The sequence below is a fragment of the Roseobacter phycocola genome, from assembly GCF_042055075.2.
GTDB lineage: Bacteria > Pseudomonadota > Alphaproteobacteria > Rhodobacterales > Rhodobacteraceae > Roseobacter.
Genome location: NZ_CP194010.1, coordinates 3,069,759 through 3,086,655 on the forward strand (window position 1 = coordinate 3,069,759; position 16,897 = coordinate 3,086,655).

At 60.7% G+C, this 16,897-nt stretch carries 20 protein-coding genes; 3 read left to right on the plus strand and 17 right to left on the minus strand.

Annotated features, from left to right (window positions below; all coding sequences use genetic code 11):
- The first annotated feature begins 12 nt into the window (after positions 1–12).
- Complete coding sequence (locus tag AB4K19_RS15155) at positions 13–717, plus strand: glutathione S-transferase family protein (RefSeq protein ID WP_375229138.1); 705 nt, start codon at positions 13–15, stop codon at positions 715–717.
- A 54-nt stretch (positions 718–771) separates the two neighbouring features.
- Here the strand turns inward: AB4K19_RS15155 and AB4K19_RS15160 are convergent, their stop codons facing one another.
- From AB4K19_RS15160 to pheS, 5 genes are all read right to left on the minus strand, one after another.
- Positions 772–1,221 carry a YtoQ family protein gene (locus AB4K19_RS15160; protein WP_375229139.1) on the minus strand — a complete coding sequence of 150 codons (450 nt, stop codon included), beginning with the start codon at positions 1,219–1,221 and terminating at the stop codon, positions 772–774.
- 26 nt (positions 1,222–1,247) lie between these two features.
- The gene (gene pheT / locus AB4K19_RS15165) at positions 1,248–3,647 is read right to left on the minus strand and encodes a phenylalanine--tRNA ligase subunit beta (RefSeq protein ID WP_375229140.1); all 2,400 of its coding nucleotides are present in this window, start codon (positions 3,645–3,647) and stop codon (positions 1,248–1,250) included.
- A gap of 76 nt (positions 3,648–3,723) precedes the next feature.
- Positions 3,724–4,533, minus strand: coding sequence for an alpha/beta hydrolase family esterase (locus AB4K19_RS15170; protein ID WP_375229141.1), 810 nt, complete (start codon positions 4,531–4,533; stop codon positions 3,724–3,726).
- Between the two features lie 54 nt (positions 4,534–4,587).
- Positions 4,588–5,355: a type 1 glutamine amidotransferase gene (locus tag AB4K19_RS15175; RefSeq protein WP_375230907.1), complete on the minus strand. Its 768-nt coding sequence runs from the start codon at positions 5,353–5,355 to the stop codon at positions 4,588–4,590.
- A gap of 61 nt (positions 5,356–5,416) precedes the next feature.
- Entirely contained in the window at positions 5,417–6,490 is a 1,074-nt protein-coding gene (gene pheS, locus AB4K19_RS15180; RefSeq protein ID WP_375229142.1) for a phenylalanine--tRNA ligase subunit alpha, read from the minus strand.
- Positions 6,491–6,844: 354 nt separating this feature from the next.
- On the opposite strand from pheS, the gene AB4K19_RS15185 reads away from it, so the two are divergent.
- Positions 6,845–7,864 carry a LacI family DNA-binding transcriptional regulator gene (locus AB4K19_RS15185; protein ID WP_375229143.1) on the plus strand — a complete coding sequence of 340 codons (1,020 nt, stop codon included), beginning with the start codon at positions 6,845–6,847 and terminating at the stop codon, positions 7,862–7,864.
- A 15-nt stretch (positions 7,865–7,879) separates the two neighbouring features.
- Here AB4K19_RS15185 and AB4K19_RS15190 read toward each other — a convergent pair whose 3' ends face one another.
- The 8 genes from AB4K19_RS15190 to pyk all read right to left on the minus strand — a co-directional run bounded on the left by AB4K19_RS15190 (position 7,880) and on the right by pyk (position 13,282).
- Positions 7,880–8,617 carry an amino acid ABC transporter ATP-binding protein gene (locus AB4K19_RS15190; RefSeq protein ID WP_375229144.1) on the minus strand — a complete coding sequence of 246 codons (738 nt, stop codon included), beginning with the start codon at positions 8,615–8,617 and terminating at the stop codon, positions 7,880–7,882.
- Entirely contained in the window at positions 8,604–9,413 is an 810-nt protein-coding gene (locus AB4K19_RS15195; RefSeq protein WP_436398223.1) for an amino acid ABC transporter permease, read from the minus strand. The genes AB4K19_RS15190 and AB4K19_RS15195 overlap by 14 nt, the downstream gene beginning before the upstream one ends.
- Before the next feature lie 4 nt (positions 9,414–9,417).
- A complete protein-coding gene (locus AB4K19_RS15200) occupies positions 9,418–10,227 on the minus strand; it encodes an ABC transporter substrate-binding protein (RefSeq protein WP_436398225.1) in 810 nt (269 codons plus the stop codon).
- Between the two features lie 111 nt (positions 10,228–10,338).
- On the minus strand, positions 10,339–10,743 hold the full coding sequence (locus AB4K19_RS15205) for a rhodanese-like domain-containing protein (RefSeq protein WP_375229146.1): 405 nt from the start codon (positions 10,741–10,743) through the stop codon (positions 10,339–10,341).
- Between the two features lie 120 nt (positions 10,744–10,863).
- A complete protein-coding gene (rplT, locus tag AB4K19_RS15210) occupies positions 10,864–11,229 on the minus strand; it encodes a 50S ribosomal protein L20 (RefSeq protein WP_153217418.1) in 366 nt (121 codons plus the stop codon).
- 18 nt (positions 11,230–11,247) lie between these two features.
- On the minus strand, positions 11,248–11,448 hold the full coding sequence (rpmI, locus tag AB4K19_RS15215) for a 50S ribosomal protein L35 (RefSeq protein WP_189368062.1): 201 nt from the start codon (positions 11,446–11,448) through the stop codon (positions 11,248–11,250).
- Positions 11,449–11,575: 127 nt separating this feature from the next.
- On the minus strand, positions 11,576–11,800 hold the full coding sequence (locus AB4K19_RS15220) for a hypothetical protein (RefSeq protein ID WP_436398227.1): 225 nt from the start codon (positions 11,798–11,800) through the stop codon (positions 11,576–11,578).
- A gap of 33 nt (positions 11,801–11,833) precedes the next feature.
- Entirely contained in the window at positions 11,834–13,282 is a 1,449-nt protein-coding gene (gene pyk / locus AB4K19_RS15225) for a pyruvate kinase (protein ID WP_375229148.1), read from the minus strand.
- A 209-nt stretch (positions 13,283–13,491) separates the two neighbouring features.
- Between pyk and AB4K19_RS15230 the strand changes: the two genes are divergently transcribed.
- Positions 13,492–13,803, plus strand: a complete 312-nt coding sequence (locus AB4K19_RS15230) for a DUF1244 domain-containing protein (protein ID WP_375229149.1) — start codon at positions 13,492–13,494, stop codon at positions 13,801–13,803.
- On the opposite strand, the gene AB4K19_RS15235 is transcribed toward AB4K19_RS15230, so the two are convergent.
- The 4 genes from AB4K19_RS15235 to dgcA all read right to left on the minus strand — a co-directional run bounded on the left by AB4K19_RS15235 (position 13,804) and on the right by dgcA (position 16,843).
- Entirely contained in the window at positions 13,804–14,307 is a 504-nt protein-coding gene (locus AB4K19_RS15235; protein ID WP_375229150.1) for an aggregation factor core, read from the minus strand.
- 62 nt (positions 14,308–14,369) lie between these two features.
- Positions 14,370–14,798, minus strand: coding sequence for a MaoC family dehydratase (locus tag AB4K19_RS15240; RefSeq protein ID WP_375229151.1), 429 nt, complete (start codon positions 14,796–14,798; stop codon positions 14,370–14,372).
- A gap of 51 nt (positions 14,799–14,849) precedes the next feature.
- Positions 14,850–15,710, minus strand: a complete 861-nt coding sequence (locus AB4K19_RS15245; RefSeq protein ID WP_375229152.1) for a D-amino-acid transaminase — start codon at positions 15,708–15,710, stop codon at positions 14,850–14,852.
- 167 nt (positions 15,711–15,877) lie between these two features.
- Positions 15,878–16,843: an N-acetyl-D-Glu racemase DgcA gene (gene dgcA, locus AB4K19_RS15250; RefSeq protein WP_375229153.1), complete on the minus strand. Its 966-nt coding sequence runs from the start codon at positions 16,841–16,843 to the stop codon at positions 15,878–15,880.
- Positions 16,844–16,897 lie beyond the last annotated feature (54 nt).

Below are 16,897 nucleotides of genomic sequence, written 5' to 3' on the forward strand. Positions count from 1 at the left end.
GAGACAGTCCCGATGGCTGATCTGTCCGCATTTCCGATCAACAACCGATGGCCGGCCAAAGACCCGTCCGTCCTTCAGCTCTATTCCTTTCCGACACCCAACGGGGTCAAAGTCTCTGTAGCGCTGGAAGAAATGGGCATTCCCTACGAGGCGCACACCGTTACGCTGGCCGATGCGGACGTCAAAAGCCCGGAGTTCCTGTCGCTCAACCCTAACAATAAAATTCCGGCCATCATCGACCCTGACGGTCCCGGCGGAGAACCGCTGACGCTCTTCGAGAGTGGTGCCATCCTGATCTATCTGGCGGAGAAAACCGGCAAACTGATCGGCACCAATGCCGCACAGAAGGCTCACATCATTCAGTGGGTCATGTTCCAGATGGGGGGTCTCGGCCCAATGCTGGGGCAGCTTGGTTTTTTCTGGAAATTTGCAGGCTCCGAATACGAAGATAAACGTCCGCAACAGCGCTATGTCGCGGAAGCCAAACGCCTGCTGGGCGTGCTGGATCGTGAACTTGAGGGCAAAGAGTGGATTGCCGGGGAGTATTCGATTGCGGATATCGCCATTGCCCCGTGGATCAACGCGCTCGATTTCTATGGCGCAAAGGAAGCCGTAGGCTACGAAGACTTCGCGAATGTGGTGGCCTACCGCGACCGGTTCTACGCACGTCCGGCCGTGGACAAGGCCAAGAATATCCCCCCACGCACACCAGCCTAAAAAGGAAACGGCGGGTCAGAGACCCGCCGTTGTTCGCCCGGACAGTGAGACGTCTCAGCCGGGCAGCTTACCCGTAAGCACATAGCGCAGAATTTCCACGACCTGGCGGGGTTCTTCAGCGACAGCCAGCGCAGCGGCATCGACTTCCTTGAGCGGATGCGCGTGCTCAGGTCCGTGCAGAATGATCAGCGATTTGCCCAGCGCGGAAGCATAGCCTGCATCAAAAGCCGCATTCCACTGTTTGTATTTCTCACCGAAGCGCACGACCACCACGTCCGCATCCGCAATGCCCTTGCGGGTGCGGATGGCGTTGACCATCGCGCCCTTGTGGTCGTGCCAGTATTTGTTGTCCTCAGCACCCAGAATGGCAACGCCACAGTCGTCGCTGGCATCGTGGTCCGTCACCGGACTGTCAAAGCTCACATCAAGCTCTGACGCGCCCTGCACGATCTGTTCACGCCAGTCGGTATGGATTTCGCCCGACAGGTATACTTTCAGTGTCATCCCGTAGTCCTTTCAGAGGTCTGACTTCAGCCGCGAAGGCTGCCGCCGCTCGCTTTGGTCACCTTGTCGACGACCTTCGCGCTGACTGCCTCGATATCTTTTTCTGTCAGCGTCTGATCTTTCGGCTGCATCCGCACGGTCAGCGCGAGTGACTTCTTACCCTCGCCCAGATTGCCCCCGACAAATTCGTCAAAGACCCGTACATCGGCGATCAGCGCCTTATCCGCCCCCATGGCGGCATTGATCAATGTAAGTGCCTCAACACCGGTATCCACCACAAAGGCAAAGTCCCGTTCAACCGCCTGAAGATCACTGATATCCAGCGCAGCCCGCGTCGCCCCGGACTTACGCGGCATCGGCACTTCGGCCGGCCAGAGCGTGAAGGCCATTGCCGGTCCTTTCACATCCATCGCCTCAAGCACACGGGGGTGCAGTTCACCAAAGACACCCAGCATCCTTTTAGGGCCAAGGCAGATCGTGCCATGCCGTCCCGGATGAAACCAGTCAGCGCCGTTGCGCATGATCTGAACACGCGCCGGAGCACCAATGGCCGCAAGCACAGCTTCTGCATCGGCTTTGACGTCGAAGACATCCACGGCGCGGTCTGAGCCATGCACATCCTTGGGCCCGCTGCGCCCGACCATCAGGCCGGTCACCTGCAGCTGCTGTTCGCCCGGTTCACCACCGGTAAAGGCAGGCCCCACCTCGAACAGTGCCATATCTGCAAAACCACGCGCCTGGTTCCGGGCAGCCGCCTGCAACAGGCCCGGCAGCAGATCAGGACGCATGTGGCTCATATCCGAGCTGATCGGGTTTTCCAGCCGCGTCACGTCATCTCCGCCACCGAACAGGCTGGCAGAGGCCGCATCAATAAAGCTGTAAGTGACACATTCATTATACCCCAGCGCCGCACAGGTCCGCCGCGCAATCGCTTCGCGCCGCTGCATCGGCAGCAGGATCGGCTTCGGCACCCCGTCGGTCAGACGTGGCAGCGGTTTACCCTGCAGTTTGGTCAGCGAGGCGATCCGGGCGACCTCTTCTACAAGATCCGCCTCACCCTGCACGTCCGGGCGCCAGCTGGGCACATGTGCCATGTTCCCTTCAAGGATGAAGCCGAGCGACGTAAGCGTCTGGCGCTGTTCGCTTTCCGGGATCTCCATCCCGACCAGGGACTGCACGCGCGCCGCATCAAGCCGGTAGGCGCGGGAGGTATCCGGAATTTTACCGGCAACAATCATTTCGGAGGCTTCACCACCGGCATGGTCGATGATCATCCGGGTCGCATGCTCGACGCCATAAGGGGTCCATTCAGGGTCCACACCCCGCTCAAAACGGTACCGCGCGTCCGAATTGATCTTGAGAGCGCGGCCCGTATAGGCGGTGCGTACCGGATCAAAATACGCGGCCTCCAGAAAGACATTCACGGTCTCTTCGGTACAGCCCGAAGCCATACCGCCCATAATCCCGCCGATGCTCTCGACGCCGTTTGCATCCGAAATCAGGGTCATCCCTTCTGAGAAGGTGTATTCCTTTTCATCCAGCGCCGTGAGTGTTTCACCACCCTTTGCGCGGTGCACCCGCAACGTGTTTCCGGCGATTTTGTCCGCGTCGAAAACGTGCAGTGGCCGGTTGCGGTCGTAGGTGAAGAAATTCGTCACATCGACCAGAAAACTGATCGGACGCAGGCCGATGGCGCGCAGTGCATCCTGCAGCCATGCCGGGCTGGGGCCGTTTTTGACGCCACGGATAACACGGCCATAAAACACCGGGCACTGCTCCAGCGTGTCGCCTTCGATGGTAACAGTGACCGGGCAGGGGAAGGTTCCTTCCACCGGCTCCGCATCGCGCTTTTTCAGGGTGCCGAGGCCCCGCGCAGCGAGATCGCGGGCAATACCACGCACGCCCAGGGCGTCGGGGCGGTTTGGCGTGATGGCAATTTCGATCACCGGATCCACTTTAGCCGGGTCGTTTTCGGCAAGCCAGTCAACGAAAGACTGCCCCACCTCACCGGATGGCAGTTCGATGATACCATCATGTTCGTCTGACAGCTCCAGCTCGCGCTCGGAGGCCATCATGCCAAAGCTCTCAACACCGCGGATTTTGCCGACGCCGATGGTCGTATCAATGCCCGGCACGTAAACGCCCGGTTTGGCAATCACGACCGTGATGCCCTGACGTGCGTTGGGCGCGCCACAGATGATCTGTTTCTGCCCCTCATCGGTATCCACCTGGCACACGCGCAGGCGGTCCGCGTCGGGATGTTTCTCAGCCGACGCCACATACCCAAGGGTAAAATCCTTCAGCCGGGACGCGCGGTCCTCAACCCCCTCAACCTCAAGGCCGAGATCGGTGAGGGCATAGAGGATCTCATCCAGCGTTGCCGATGTGTCCAGATGGTCTTTGAGCCAGGAAAGCGTGAATTTCATGGGATATCCGCCGGGTCTTTATGTGTCCGCGCCCTGATAGACCAAAGACGGGCGGGGGAAAACCCATTGCTGGCGGTCAGGGGTAGCTGGGAGGCAGCCCGAGCATCTGATCCAGTTGTCGCGCGATCCAGCCGTGCGGAATAAAGTGCCCGCCTGGATGGATATCCAGACTGACATCACCGCCCGGACAGTCCCAGGTGATACGCTGAAAAGTCAGGAAATCCCGTGCGTTCCAGGCGCCTTCCGCGATGCCAGCGCCACACCCGTATTTCTGACGCCACAGGTAAACCGGAAACTCCGTGTCGCCGCCGGGTCCATAGGGGAAATCAAGCACCTGGTCATCCAGTCCATACACCTGGCGGACCTCGCCCGGCGCGGTGCTGCAGTCTTCGTTCTGGGGCAACGTGCCGGAGATCGCCAGCAGCGCCGCGATATCGGCACCATCTTCGCAGACAAAGCGCCAGGCCATGTTGCTGCCCCAGGAATACCCAGAGACAAAAATCTGATCATCCAGCACGGGATAGGCGGCGCGCACATCCTCCAGAACGGCGCGGGCAAAGGCCACATCCGGGGTGCCGGCCCGCCAGAAATCCCAGCTGCGTCCCAGCCCGTTCGGCGCCACAAGCAAAACGCCCCGCCGCCGCGTCGCACCGGAAATACGCTGGTGCTGCACGATCAGCGTGCCCTGCCGCTGCCAGCCATGAAAGTGCAGCAGCACCGGCATCGGTGTCTCGCCATCCCAGCCATCCGGAATCCTGACGTGATAGCTGCGGTCCCCGATCTCGCAGGGCGTCTGATCAATACAGCCGTCTTTCCAGGGGCCCATGGCGAACGCACCCGGGGCCGTCATCATCAACGCGGCGATGGCATAGAGAATTCTTTTCATGATCCGCACTGTAGCGTGCGCAGGCGGGCTGTCACCTCACAAGATGATGATGCCTCAGAGACTGCGCAACCAGTTGCGGATCTCCGTCATTCTGACGTTCGCCTGCATGTCCGAAAACCGCACGCCAAGCCGCTCTGCCGCAGCAGACGAGGTATCCGCCACCGCCAGATCCTGTGCGGCGCTCTGTGCAAGCAGGCCCCAGTCTCCGACCCGCGCACCAATAAACGGCAGGCTGTATTCCGGATGATACTGCATACCCCAGAATCTCACGCCATCGCGTTCAAAGGCCATGGCCTGCACGGGCGAATGATCATTGGTGGCCAGAATAACGGCCCCTTCGGGCACGCGGACAACTTCGTCGCGGTGCACGCAGGGCACGGCGTAACCATCTGTGCGCCCGGCCAGCAGCGGATGTGTGCGCCCCTCAGGCGTCAGACGGATCTCTTTTGCCAGCCCATCCTCGCGCCCGTTCGGTGAAGGCTGCGATGCGCCCCCCAGAACAGACGCTGCCAGCTGAAACCCGTTGCAGGACCCAAGTGTCGGCACACCCGCGGCAAACACCTGCCGCATCGCACGGGCAAGCGGCGCGGCGCGGGCGTCGTCCGTTGTCCATTCCACCGCAGAGCCGGTGAAAACCGCACCATCAAATCCGTTCAGGGGTGGCAGCACCTCACCATCATAAGGCGCAACAACAGTGGGGGCACAAGAAGCGTCGACGGCCCGCAGGGCCTTTGCATACCCTTCACCGGTGGTTTCACCATAGCTGGCACGCTTCTGGTCATTGATCTCGACCGGGTCATTGTCGACCACCAGAATTTTCATTGCCACCGGGCGTTCTCCCTGGTTCAGCGCGGTCGCGGAAGAGAGCCGAAAGCACCTCCGCTCAGCGGTTCAGCCCACCATGCAGCGTTGGCTGGTCAAGGCTCGCAAAGCCGTAGTGACGCAACCAGCGCAGGTCACTGTCAAAGAACGCGCGCAGGTCAGGAACGCCGTATTTCAGCATCGCGATGCGGTCGATCCCCATGCCAAAGGCAAACCCCTGCCATTCATCTGGGTCAATACCACCTGCTTTCAGAACCTTAGGGTGCACCATGCCGGAGCCCAGCACTTCCATCCAGTCGTCGCCTTCCCCGATCCGCAGCTGCCCGTCGATCCAGGAACACTGGATATCCACTTCTGCAGAAGGTTCAGTGAACGGGAAGTGTGACGCCCGGAAACGCGTCCTGATCCCCTCGATCCCGAAGAACGCCGAGAAGAATTCCTCAAGCACCCACTTCAGGTTCGCCATGGAGATGTCTTTGTCGATAGCCAGCCCTTCGACCTGGTGGAACATGGGCGTATGCGTCTGGTCATAATCCGCGCGGTACACACCGCCCGGGCAGATGATACGCAGCGGTGCGCCGCGCTCTTCCATCGTGCGGATTTGCACCGGCGACGTATGGGTCCGAAGAACATGCGGTGGCCGGTTATCGCCTTCGGCCCGCGCCATGTAGAATGTGTCCATCTCGGCCCGCGCAGGGTGATGGCCCGGAATGTTGAGGGCATCAAAGTTGTACCAGTCCGTGTCAATCCGGGGACCTTCGGCAACCGAAAATCCCATCTCGCCAAAGATAGCGGTGACCTCTTCGGTGACCTGACTGACCGGGTGTATGGTGCCCGCGCGGCGGGCCCGTACCGGAAGCGTTACATCGAGCCACTCCGTGCGCAGACGCTCATCAAGCGCCGCATCTGCAAGACCCGCCTTGCGCGCGGCCAGTGCGGAGTTGATCTCGTTCTTCAGAGCATTGAGGGCAGGCCCGGCGACCTGGCGCTCTTCGGGCGTCATCCTGCCCAGTTCGCGCATCTTCAGAGAGATTTCACCTTTCTTGCCCACAGCCTCGACACGGATGGCTTCAAGCGCATTCTCGTCTTCGGCACCGGCAATGCGGGTGAGGTATTTCTGCTTGAGATCGTCCATCTCTGCCTCGTTCTTCAGTCTGCGCCGGTGCTAGCAGAATGAACGATGATTGCAAGAGTGAGGTCAGCAGGCGGGCCGCTACCGGTTTCCCGGCTGTCGCAGGTCTTGGAGCATCAAAAATGATGCAATTGCTTCAAAATATGCGGTCCTGTTCGCCGGGTCTGGCCTGATCCCGCAGATAGTCGACACATTGCGCAACGCCAGAGGCTCAAAATAACGCATTAACCTCAATTTCTGCCTTTTATACGTCAGCCAGCCCATGATAGCGTTTACAAAACAGAAAACCGGACGGGCTGGCGGGGTCACTGGAACAGTGATGTTCAGCCCGGAAACCGGAGCCGGGAGGGATACACAATGGTCGGCCGCAAGCGGGCGCGCATCAGCGATATCATGCGAATGACGGGGCTTTCACGGTCAACCGTAGACCGCGTGCTGAATGAAAGACCGGGCGTCAAGGAAAAAACCCGGAAACAGATCGAACAGGCCATTGCTGAACTGGGATACGCCCCCAGCTCGCTTTCGTTGCATCAGGCAGCACAGTCCGCCCGGATTGAGGTGTTCCTGCCCGAGGGCACCAATCCCTTCTTCGCGCATCTGCGCAACGGGATTGACGCTGCCGCGAATGCCGCTGCTGAACAGGGCGTGGACCTGCGCATCAGCGGGTTTGACCCTTATCGGCCGGAAACCATTGTGGAACGGCTGAGCGCTGTGAACGGCCATACGACGGCGGTGATCACCGTCGGCGTCGATAACCACGAAGCCGGTCTGGCCATAAACAATCTGGCTGACCGGGGTATTCGCGTTGTGACCATTGTGTCGGACGTGCCGATGTCCCGGCGGTCCGCCTACGTTGGCCAGGACAATTTTGTTGCCGGCCGCACCGCCGGGCAGCTGATGGCCAGTCTGGTTCCACCCGGGCCGGGCCGCGTCGCTGTACTGATAGGTCATCCGCAGTTCCGCCATCTTCTGGACCGTCAGTCCGGCTTTCAGCAGGCGCTGGCGATCAGCAGACCCGAGCTGGGCGTGCAGGCCTGCCATCCTTATGGCGCTGACCCGGAACAGGCGGCAGCCATCGTGCGGGAGCTCATGAAAGACGCCCGTAACCTGCGCGGCGTTTACCTGGCCGGTGGCGGTCAGCCCTATCTGATTGATGCACTGCGGGTGACGAGAGGCACCCAGCCGGTGGTGATCGGCCATGAGGTTTCAGATGCAAGCCGGGCGGCGCTGCGCAACGGAACTTACCGCCTTGTGGTCGCGCATGACGTCGATGAACTGGGAAAGAAGGCAGTGAACACCGCGCTGGACCGTACTGTTTTTGGCGCGCAACAATGCGGCGTGAACATTTTCATCGCTGAAAACCTGCCGGCTGTCTGAACAGAGACTGCTGCCTTACCGCAGGACGGACCGCAGGAATTCCTTGGTGCGCGGCACGCGGGGGGCCGAGAAAATCCTTTCAGGCGTGCCTTCTTCGACGATCACACCGCCATCCATGAAACAGACCCGGTCAGCCAGCTCACGCGCGAACCCCATTTCATGCGTCGCCAGCAACATTGTCATGCCTTCCCCGCGCAGTTGTCGCAGCACCGCCAGCACTTCGCCCACCAGTTCCGGATCAAGCGCTGCTGTGATCTCATCGAAGAGCATGATTTCCGGCCGCATCGCCAGCGCCCGGATCACAGCAACCCGCTGCTGCTGGCCGCCGGACAACTGGTCAGGGTATTTGCGCATATGCGCGGCCAGCCCGAACCGCTCAAAAAGGGCGGTAGCGCGCGCCTCCAGCGCGGCTCCATCCTCGCCCAGCACACGCCGTGGCGCCAGCAGAACGTTCTCAAGCGCCGACATATGCGGAAACAGGTTATATGACTGAAAGACGATCCCGATCCGCCGGCGCACCGGCCCCAGATCGATCCCTGGCTCCGAGATGTCCTCCCCTTCCAGCAGAACGGTGCCATCGTCGATGGTCTCCAGCTGATTGATACACCGCAGCAGCGTCGATTTTCCCGACCCCGAGGCTCCGATCAGGCAGATCATCTCGCCTTCTGACACACTCAGATCAATGCCGCGCAGCACGTGGTTACTGTCAAAAGACTTCTGTACGCCACGCAGGGTGAGTTTAGCTTCTGGCATTGCGGTCCCGGTTCAGCAGATAATCGGCGTACCGCGTCGCCGGCACAGTCACGAGCAGAAAGATCACCGCAGCCACAACATAGGGCGTGAAATTGGCCAGCAGGCTTTTGTAGATGCCCGCCTGCCGCAGGATTTCCACCGGCCCGATAAATGACAGCAGCGCCACATCCTTCTGCAACGCCACCAGCATGTTCATATTGGCGGGAACTACACGGCGCACGGCCTGTGGCAGGATCACATACCGCATCGTATCGCGCTCGCTGAGCCCCAGGCAGACAGCGGCGTTGCGCTGGCTGGCATGTATGCTTTCGATGCCTGACCTCAAAACCTCTGCCACATAGGCAGAATAGGTCAGAACCAGCGCGACGGTCCCCCAGATGTAGGGGCTGTTCCAGGGGCGCGGCAGCCCCAGGCCGGGGATCCCGAAACCGATAAGATAAATGGTCAGAACGACCGGCACGCCCCGGAAAATATCCACATAGACCGCGCCAAAAATCCGCAGCGGAAAGAGTGCGGGCGAGCGTGCCCCCCGCGCCAGCGCGATGGCCAGACCCAGCATCATGATCAGCGGCACCGACCAGGCAAAGATCATCACGTCGATCAGAAAAGCCTTCAGCAGGGTCGGAAAAGTATCGATGAACACGTGACCATCGAAAAAGCTGGCCCTGACCGCAGGCCAGCCGGGCGCAAACGGCACCAGCAGGATGATCGCCGCAATGACGGCAAACGTACTGATGCCCGCGACGGTCAGCGACCTGCGCCGCTGTGCCGCCTCATATGCCTGTCTGCGGTTCATCGCTTTACCGGATCAGCGGGACACCCGTTGCTTCCTGAAGCCACTCGGCTTCGATCGCCGCAAGACTGCCGTCTGATTTCATCGCATCCAGAGCCGCATCGACACATTCCTTGAGCGCGGAGCCTTCGGGCATCAGCGCGCCGAAATGATCGGGGTTGTCAGACTCATCTGCGGGGAACTGACCCAGCACCTGACCGCCTTCCAGCACTACGGCCGACAGATAAAGCGCGGTCGGCAGATCAAAAAGCGCCGCATCAACCTGACCAGCCTTCATCGCTTCTACCACGTTGGCATTGTCATCGTAGATCAGCGGGTTGCTGTCGGGCGCGATGGTTTTGATGATCACCGGCAGCGCCGTGGTGGAAGCCACAACGCCCCACTGCAGGCCCTTCAGTGTCTCCATATCGGCAGACAGACCATCGCCGCCACGCACCAGAACCGCCATTGGCGCGGTGTAATAGGGCTCGGAAAAATCCACGACCTTATCGCGGGCTTCGGTGATCGAGAACTGCTGCATGTTCAGGTCGAAATCCTTGGCGCCCGGCTGGATCGCCTGATCAAAGGAGGTGCGCGTCCAGACCACGTCCGCCGCATCAAAACCCATTTCAGCCGCCAGCGCATAAGCCACTGCTGCCTCAAATCCTTTCCCCGCCTCGGGCGCATCGTCCAGCACCCAGGGGTAATAAGCCGGGTTGCCAGTTGCGACGGTCAGCTTGCCCTCTGCCAGCGTCTTTCCGTCAGAACAGCTTTGCGCGGCCGCAGCACCCGCCAGAGAGGCCGCCATCAGCCCCGCGGTTACAGTCGTTTTCCACATGATCTATTACTCCCCGGGTTTGATTATCTCCCGGATTTATCGCGCTCCGGGACGTGACACGCAAGCGCGAACCGATGCCGGTACGGGTTTGCGCGGGGAGTGCCGCGCAATTCAGCTTTTGTCAGACGGCATCCGTTCAACCGGGCCGCCCTGCTCTTCCCAGGTGGAGAAGCCTTCTTTGAGGTGGGCCGCCTCAAATCCCATGTCCTGAAGCGTCGCAACCGTCAGCGCAGAGCGCCAGCCGGACGCACAGTGGAAAACGTATTTGCGGCCACCGGCGAACTCTTCCTTGAAGTAGGGGCTTTTGGGATCAACCCAGAACTCGATCATGCCGCGCGGGGCATGGAAACTGCCCGGGATGAACCCGCTGCGCTGACGCTCGCGCACGTCACGGATATCAACGATCAGCACGTCATCCCGCCCGACCATGGCAATGGCATCCGCCGTCTCGACCTCTTCGATCCGCGCCCGGGCCTCCGCAACCATTTCGGCGGAAGATCTGATGTGACCGGCCATGACAATTCCTTTCGCTGTCCTCGCGCGCAGTATGGCCCTGACCGCCAGCAAAAACCAAGCCCCATGAAAAAAGCCGCCCCGTTTCCGGAGCGGCTTTCTGTAATGTCATGTGGTGCCGGATCAGGCAGCCAGCGCGTCCTGCGCCTGCTTGACGATCGCACCGAATGCTTCGGGCTCGTGTACCGCCAGATCGGCCAGAACCTTACGGTCCACTTCGATGCCGGCCAGGTTCAGACCGTTGATAAAGCGGCTGTATGTCAGCGCCTCATCATGGCTGCGCACTGCCGCGTTGATCCGCTGGATCCACAGCGCGCGGAAATTGCGCTTGCGGTTCTTGCGGTCACGTGTGGCGTACTGGTTGGCCTTGTCGACGGCCTGGCGTGCGACTTTGAAGGTGCTCTTGCGGCGGCCATAGTATCCTTTGGCGGCCTTGATGACCTTCTTGTGACGTGCGTGGGTGACTGTTCCGCCTTTAACTCGGGACATGTGTGATCTCCTTCAGGCTCAGCGGTCGTAGGGCATGAAGCCCTTGACGATTTTGGCGTCCGGTGCGGACAGTGTTGTTGTGCCGCGGGCGTCGCGGATGAACTTGCGTGTACGCTTGATCATGCCGTGGCGCTTGCCTGCCTGGCCGGACATCACCTTACCGGTGGCTGTCACCTTAAAGCGCTTCTTAGCGCTCGATTTAGTCTTCATCTTGGGCATTTCCGTCTCCTCAAAGGTAGGTCGGTTTACGCACGACTCGGCATGCCACATGAGCCGGTCGCGCGGTTGAAGGCTGCTCTATAGGGGGGAGCTCTGTTTATGGCAAGCCCTGAATCGGGAAGGCACCTCAGAAGATGTAAAGGTTCACGACCCGCATAAAGACCTTTGGAATGCCGGTCACCGTGTACCCACCCTGGACAGTCGCCATGGCGTAGCCGATCAGACCCAGCCCCGCCACCAGCGCAATCGCCCCGACACGCGGCGGGCGGCGCTCGGAGAGCGCGGAAACGAGCGTCGGAAAAGACAGCACAGTCAGCACGATACCGATCACAAGCGCCAGATCCGGATCCATCGCAAACTCCACTTCACCTTACGTCAGGTAAGGCTACTCCGGGTCGGTGTTGAAAATCAAACGTTCGTCACAGGGTGCAACACGCAGAATATTGGTGCTGCCGGGCACGTTGAACGGCACACCGGCGGTCACCACAATCATGTCGTCCTTGTCCGCATAGCCCTGACGGGTCGCGGCGCGTGCGGACTGCACAACCGCCATCTTGAACCGGTCCAGCGGATCAACGATCACGCAGTTTGTGCCCCATGTCAGCGTCAGGCGGCGCGCGGTGCGCGGCACAGACGTCATCGCAATGATCGGTACCCGCGGACGTTCGCGCGCCACCAGAGCCGCTGTCGTGCCACTTTGTGAAAAGCAGCAGATCGCCTTGATGTTCGTGGTTTCCGCAATCTCGCGGGCTGCCGACACGATACCATCCGCAATGGTCCGGCCTTTGGCCTCGCGCGAGGATTCGATGATCTGGGTGTAGGTCGGGTCAAGCTCAACCTCAGTCGCGACGTTGTTCATGGTCGTCACAGCCTCAACCGGATAGGCACCGGCCGCCGATTCAGCCGACAGCATGACAGCGTCTGCGCCCTCATAGATCGCCGTTGCCACGTCCGAGACTTCGGCGCGTGTCGGCACCGGGCTTTCGATCATGCTTTCCATCATCTGGGTGGCCACGATCACAGGCCGCGCTGCGGCACGGCACTTGCGCACCAGACGTTTCTGAATGGGCGGCACATTCTGAACAGGCAGCTCAACACCCAGATCGCCCCGCGCCACCATGATCCCGTCACTGACGGCGAGAATGTCATCAAAATTCTTAACCGCGGCCGGTTTTTCAATTTTGGACAGGATCGCCGCGCGGCCGTTGGCCAGATCGGAGGCTTCCAGAACGTCCTCGGCACGCTGCACAAAAGACAGCGCCAGCCAGTCGACACCCAGTTCACAGACAAATTCGAGATCCTTGCGGTCCTTGTCCGACAGCGCCGCGAGCGGCAGCACCACATCGGGCACGTTCACGCCCTTGCGGTTGGAAATCACCCCGCCTGCAATCACAGTGCAGTTGGCATAATCAGGGCCACACTCGTCCACAGTCAGGCGGATTTTCCCGTCGTTCACAAGCAGGGTGGCACCCGGCTCAAGTGCGGCAAAAATCTCGGGATGTGGCAGGTGCACGCGGTTCACATCACCGGGCGTGTCGTCGAGATCCATGCGGAATTTTGCACCTTCTTCCAGCATCTCGCCCTCGTCGCTGGCAAAGACACCAACGCGCAGTTTCGGGCCCTGAAGGTCGGCAAGGATGCAGATGCTGCCGCCCGTTTCCTTTTCGATCTGGCGGATGATTGCGTGGCGTTCACGGATTTCGTCGTGACTGCCATGGCTCATGTTAAGCCGGAACACGTCGGCACCAGCCTCGTGCAGCGCGCTGATCATTTCATAACTGCTGGAAGCAGGGCCAAGCGTGGCCACGATCTTTACATTGCGCGTGCGTCTCATATCTGCGGTCGTCCCTCTGATCTGTCCGGGTCATCGCCCTGCGGCGGTGCCGTTATCGCTAACGGATTGCCAGCCTTATGCCGCATCGCGGCGCACGGCGCAACCGCGCAGAGACTGCACCAACAGAGGTAATGTCATGATGACACCAGCCTGCTTGACATCATCCGTGACGTCCCCACCTTTGAGGAACGACCAGCAAGGAGCCCCGCATGCCGACGCAGACCGAGATTGAACTCCAGGCCGCCGCTTTCCGCCGCCTGCAGCAGCACCTGATGCAGGACCGCACCGACGTGCAGAACATCGACATGATGAACCTTGCCGGGTTCTGCCGGAACTGTCTGTCACGCTGGTACCAGGAAGCAGCCGCCGAAAAAGGCATCGACATGACCAAGGACGAGGCGCGGGAGCTGTTCTACGGCATGACCATGGACGACTGGAAAGCCAACTACCAGACCGAGGCCACCGGCGATCAGAAAGCCGCCTTTGACAAGTCATTCCGGGAAAACGTCGGCGAAAGCTGATCAGGCAGCAGCACAGGGCCCAGCGGCCACAAGCGCCGAAGCACCGCTGTCAAACGCTGCAGAGCGTGTTGCATCACCCTCAGTGATGCGCACCGCTGCTCCGGTAATTTCAGCGCCCGAAACCATGATGCCACGCGCCTCTGCGGTGTCATCGACGTCGATGGTGAAGGCAATCTGAGCACCCGGCGCCAGCGCGGAAATGTTCAGCGATATTTCCCGGTCCCCGTCGCGCACCTCCGGCAGCCCGTCCAGCGCGCTTTCTCCTGCCACCAGATCGAAAGGCTGGAAAACCTCCACGCCGGCACCGGATCCGGTCACATCAAAGATCAGACCACCTGCGGAACCCGCCATGTCGAGCGTCAGACCCGCGGCGGTCAGTGCGCAGTCGCCGAGGTTCTCGATGATGAAACGGTCTTTGGGCGCACTTTCCACAAAGCGCACCGCAATATCTGCGGCGGCGGTCTGGGTGGTCAGAAGAATGGCAACAGCGGTCGCTCTCAGCATGGTTTGTCCTTTCCTGTGTCCCTGCGGATCTAGGGCAAACCGATGCGGCGCAAAGGCTTCGCTCAGAAAAGGATCAGAATACGCCACAGCGCCCGCAGCACCGGGACATCACTGCCCGGCTCTGCGACCGTCACATCCAGAACCAGCATCAGCCCGCCATCCGGTCGCTCCTCTGCGTCTTCCAGCACAAACTGCGCGGCAATCTCAGCCCCGGCCTGGACCGGCGCAATAAACCGCACCCGGTCAAAGCCATAGTTCAGCGACGCACTCTGCCCGGTGACACGCGGCACGGCGTCATAGGCAAAGGCGGAAAGCAGCGACAATGTGAGAAACCCATGCGCCACAGGTCCGCCGAACCCCGCGGCACGGGCAGCTTGCGGATCAAGATGGATCGCTTGTGCATCGTCTGTCACGGCGGCAAAACCGGCAATCTGATCCTGGGTGACAGTCACCACAGCAGACTGGCCAATTTCCTGACCGATGCGCGCCATCAGCGCATCCCGCGACAGAAACCCCGCGTTATAGGCAGGACCGGACAGCGGTCAGACCGCTGCTTTCAGGCTTTCGTCGAGGTAAATTTCCCGCAGGCGCGGCGCGACGCGGCCCGGCACACCCTCTCCCAGCACGGCGTCGTCAATCTGCACAACAGGCATCACAAAAGTGCTGGCCGAGGTGATAAATGCCTCATCGGCTTCCTTTGCCTCGTCGATGGTAAAGTTGCGCTCCTCGACTTCCATCTGCGCCTCTTTCGCGAACCGCAGCACCGCAGCGCGCGTGATCCCGTGCAGGATATCATTGCTCAGCGCCCGCGTGATGATCTTATTGCCTTTGACGATATAGGCGTTGTTGGACGTCCCTTCGGTCACATACCCGTCCTCGATCATCCATGCGTCGTCCGCGCCAGCCTTTTTGGCCATCATCTTGCCCATCGAAGGATACAGCAGCTGCACGGTTTTGATATCCCGGCGGCCCCAGCGGATATCGTCAATGCTGATCACTTTCATGCCCTTTTTCGCCGCAGGGCTGTCCGCCAGACCGGGCTTATTCTGCGTGAACAACACAATGGTCGGCTCTGTTGTCTCCGGGTCCGGGAAAACGAAATCACGGTCGCCCGGCGCGCCCCGCGTGATCTGCAGATAGATCATGCCTTCTTCGATCCCGTTGGCGCGTACGAGTTCCCGGTGCACTTCCAGCAGGTCTTCCTTGCTGATCGGGCTCTTCATGTCCAGCTCGTCCAGTGAGCGCTGCAGCCGCACCGCGTGGCCGTCGAAATCAATGAGCTTACCGCCCAGCACCGAAGTCACCTCATAGACTCCATCCGCCATCAGAAAGCCGCGGTCGAAAATCGAGACATGCGCCTCGTTCTCCGGCATATATTCGCCGTTCAGATATACAGTGCGCATCGCTTTCTCCTTGCCACACGTCCGGTCCGGAACCACCAGGCCGGAACATTTTGTCATCCGGCGGACCCATGCGGGGGCTCACCGCGGAATTTCATCACATCTAGGTCGGCACGGTACCGGGTTGCAAGCAGCCAGTTCTCCGCCTGCACCACCGGCAGACCGCGCCCCTATCCCCAGAGCGCCGCCTCAGGCGGGTGCACACCGGCATCGTCAAAGACCAGCGGCGTCTCCCGGTCCGACGCCAGCAGCAGTGGTCCGTCCAGATCAGTGACCAGCGCGCCCTGCGCCAGCAGCGTGGCCGGTGCCATCGCGAGGCTCGATCCCACCATGCAGCCGACCATCACATCGTAACCCGCCGCAAGCCCTTTGGCCCGCAGGGCCAGCGCCTCAGTCAGACCACCGGTTTTGTCCAGCTTGATGTTGATCACGTCGTATTTGCCCTTCAGCGCCGGCAGGCTGGCACGGTCGTGACAGCTCTCATCGGCACAGACCGGCACCGGACGCTCCATACCGATCAGCGCATCATCCTGACCGGCAGGCAGAGGCTGTTCCACCAGGCTCACACCCAGCCGCACCAGATGCGGCGCAAGGTCGGCATAAACCTCCGCACTCCAGCCCTCATTGGCATCAATGATGATCTTCGAGCCGGGCGCACCCGCACGCACAGCTTCCAGGCGCGGCATATCATCCGGCGTGCCCAGCTTGATTTTCAGCAGCGGCCGGAAGGCATTCTCTGCAGCCTGGGCACGCATTTTCTCCGGCGTATCCAGCGACAGCGTATAGGCCGTGATCTCCGGGCCTGGCACCGGCAGTCCGGCCAGCTCCCACACCCGTTTACCGGCCCGTTTGGCCTCCAGATCCCACAGGGCACAATCGACCGCATTGCGGGCGGCACCGGCAGACAACAGGTCATAAAGACCGGCGCGGTCAAAACGCTCCGGCAGCGCCGCAATCTCTGCTGTCACACTCTCCAATGTCTCATCGTACCGCGCATAAGGAACACATTCGCCCAGACCCGTGACACCATTGTCCGTGATCCTGACCGTCAGAACCTTTGCCTCGGTCCGCGACCCCCGGCTGATGGTAAAAACCTGTGCGAGGGGGAATACGTCAGGTGTGACTTCTATGCGCATCTTGCTCTCTTCTGGCCAGAAATATCCCCGCCGGAGGCAGGACTCCCGCAAAGC

Coding starts and splice junctions, on each gene's coding strand:
- dgcA (WP_375229153.1), bottom strand. CDS start 16,843: ATGCGCATAGAAGTCACACCTGACGTATTCCCCCTCGCACAGGTTTTT.
- AB4K19_RS15170 (WP_375229141.1), bottom strand. CDS start 4,533: ATGAAAAGAATTCTCTATGCCATCGCCGCGTTGATGATGACGGCCCCG.
- AB4K19_RS15185 (WP_375229143.1), top strand. CDS start 6,845: ATGGTCGGCCGCAAGCGGGCGCGCATCAGCGATATCATGCGAATGACG.
- AB4K19_RS15200 (WP_436398225.1), bottom strand. CDS start 10,227: ATGTGGAAAACGACTGTAACCGCGGGGCTGATGGCGGCCTCTCTGGCG.
- AB4K19_RS15245 (WP_375229152.1), bottom strand. CDS start 15,710: ATGCGCACTGTATATCTGAACGGCGAATATATGCCGGAGAACGAGGCG.
- AB4K19_RS15160 (WP_375229139.1), bottom strand. CDS start 1,221: ATGACACTGAAAGTATACCTGTCGGGCGAAATCCATACCGACTGGCGT.
- AB4K19_RS15205 (WP_375229146.1), bottom strand. CDS start 10,743: ATGGCCGGTCACATCAGATCTTCCGCCGAAATGGTTGCGGAGGCCCGG.
- AB4K19_RS15240 (WP_375229151.1), bottom strand. CDS start 14,798: ATGGCGCGCATCGGTCAGGAAATTGGCCAGTCTGCTGTGGTGACTGTC.
- AB4K19_RS15195 (WP_436398223.1), bottom strand. CDS start 9,413: ATGAACCGCAGACAGGCATATGAGGCGGCACAGCGGCGCAGGTCGCTG.
- rpmI (WP_189368062.1), bottom strand. CDS start 11,448: ATGCCCAAGATGAAGACTAAATCGAGCGCTAAGAAGCGCTTTAAGGTG.
- AB4K19_RS15175 (WP_375230907.1), bottom strand. CDS start 5,355: ATGAAAATTCTGGTGGTCGACAATGACCCGGTCGAGATCAATGACCAG.
- AB4K19_RS15190 (WP_375229144.1), bottom strand. CDS start 8,617: ATGCCAGAAGCTAAACTCACCCTGCGTGGCGTACAGAAGTCTTTTGAC.
- AB4K19_RS15235 (WP_375229150.1), bottom strand. CDS start 14,307: ATGCTGAGAGCGACCGCTGTTGCCATTCTTCTGACCACCCAGACCGCC.
- AB4K19_RS15220 (WP_436398227.1), bottom strand. CDS start 11,800: ATGGATCCGGATCTGGCGCTTGTGATCGGTATCGTGCTGACTGTGCTG.
- pheT (WP_375229140.1), bottom strand. CDS start 3,647: ATGAAATTCACGCTTTCCTGGCTCAAAGACCATCTGGACACATCGGCA.
- pyk (WP_375229148.1), bottom strand. CDS start 13,282: ATGAGACGCACGCGCAATGTAAAGATCGTGGCCACGCTTGGCCCTGCT.
- AB4K19_RS15230 (WP_375229149.1), top strand. CDS start 13,492: ATGCCGACGCAGACCGAGATTGAACTCCAGGCCGCCGCTTTCCGCCGC.
- rplT (WP_153217418.1), bottom strand. CDS start 11,229: ATGTCCCGAGTTAAAGGCGGAACAGTCACCCACGCACGTCACAAGAAG.
- AB4K19_RS15155 (WP_375229138.1), top strand. CDS start 13: ATGGCTGATCTGTCCGCATTTCCGATCAACAACCGATGGCCGGCCAAA.
- pheS (WP_375229142.1), bottom strand. CDS start 6,490: ATGGACGATCTCAAGCAGAAATACCTCACCCGCATTGCCGGTGCCGAA.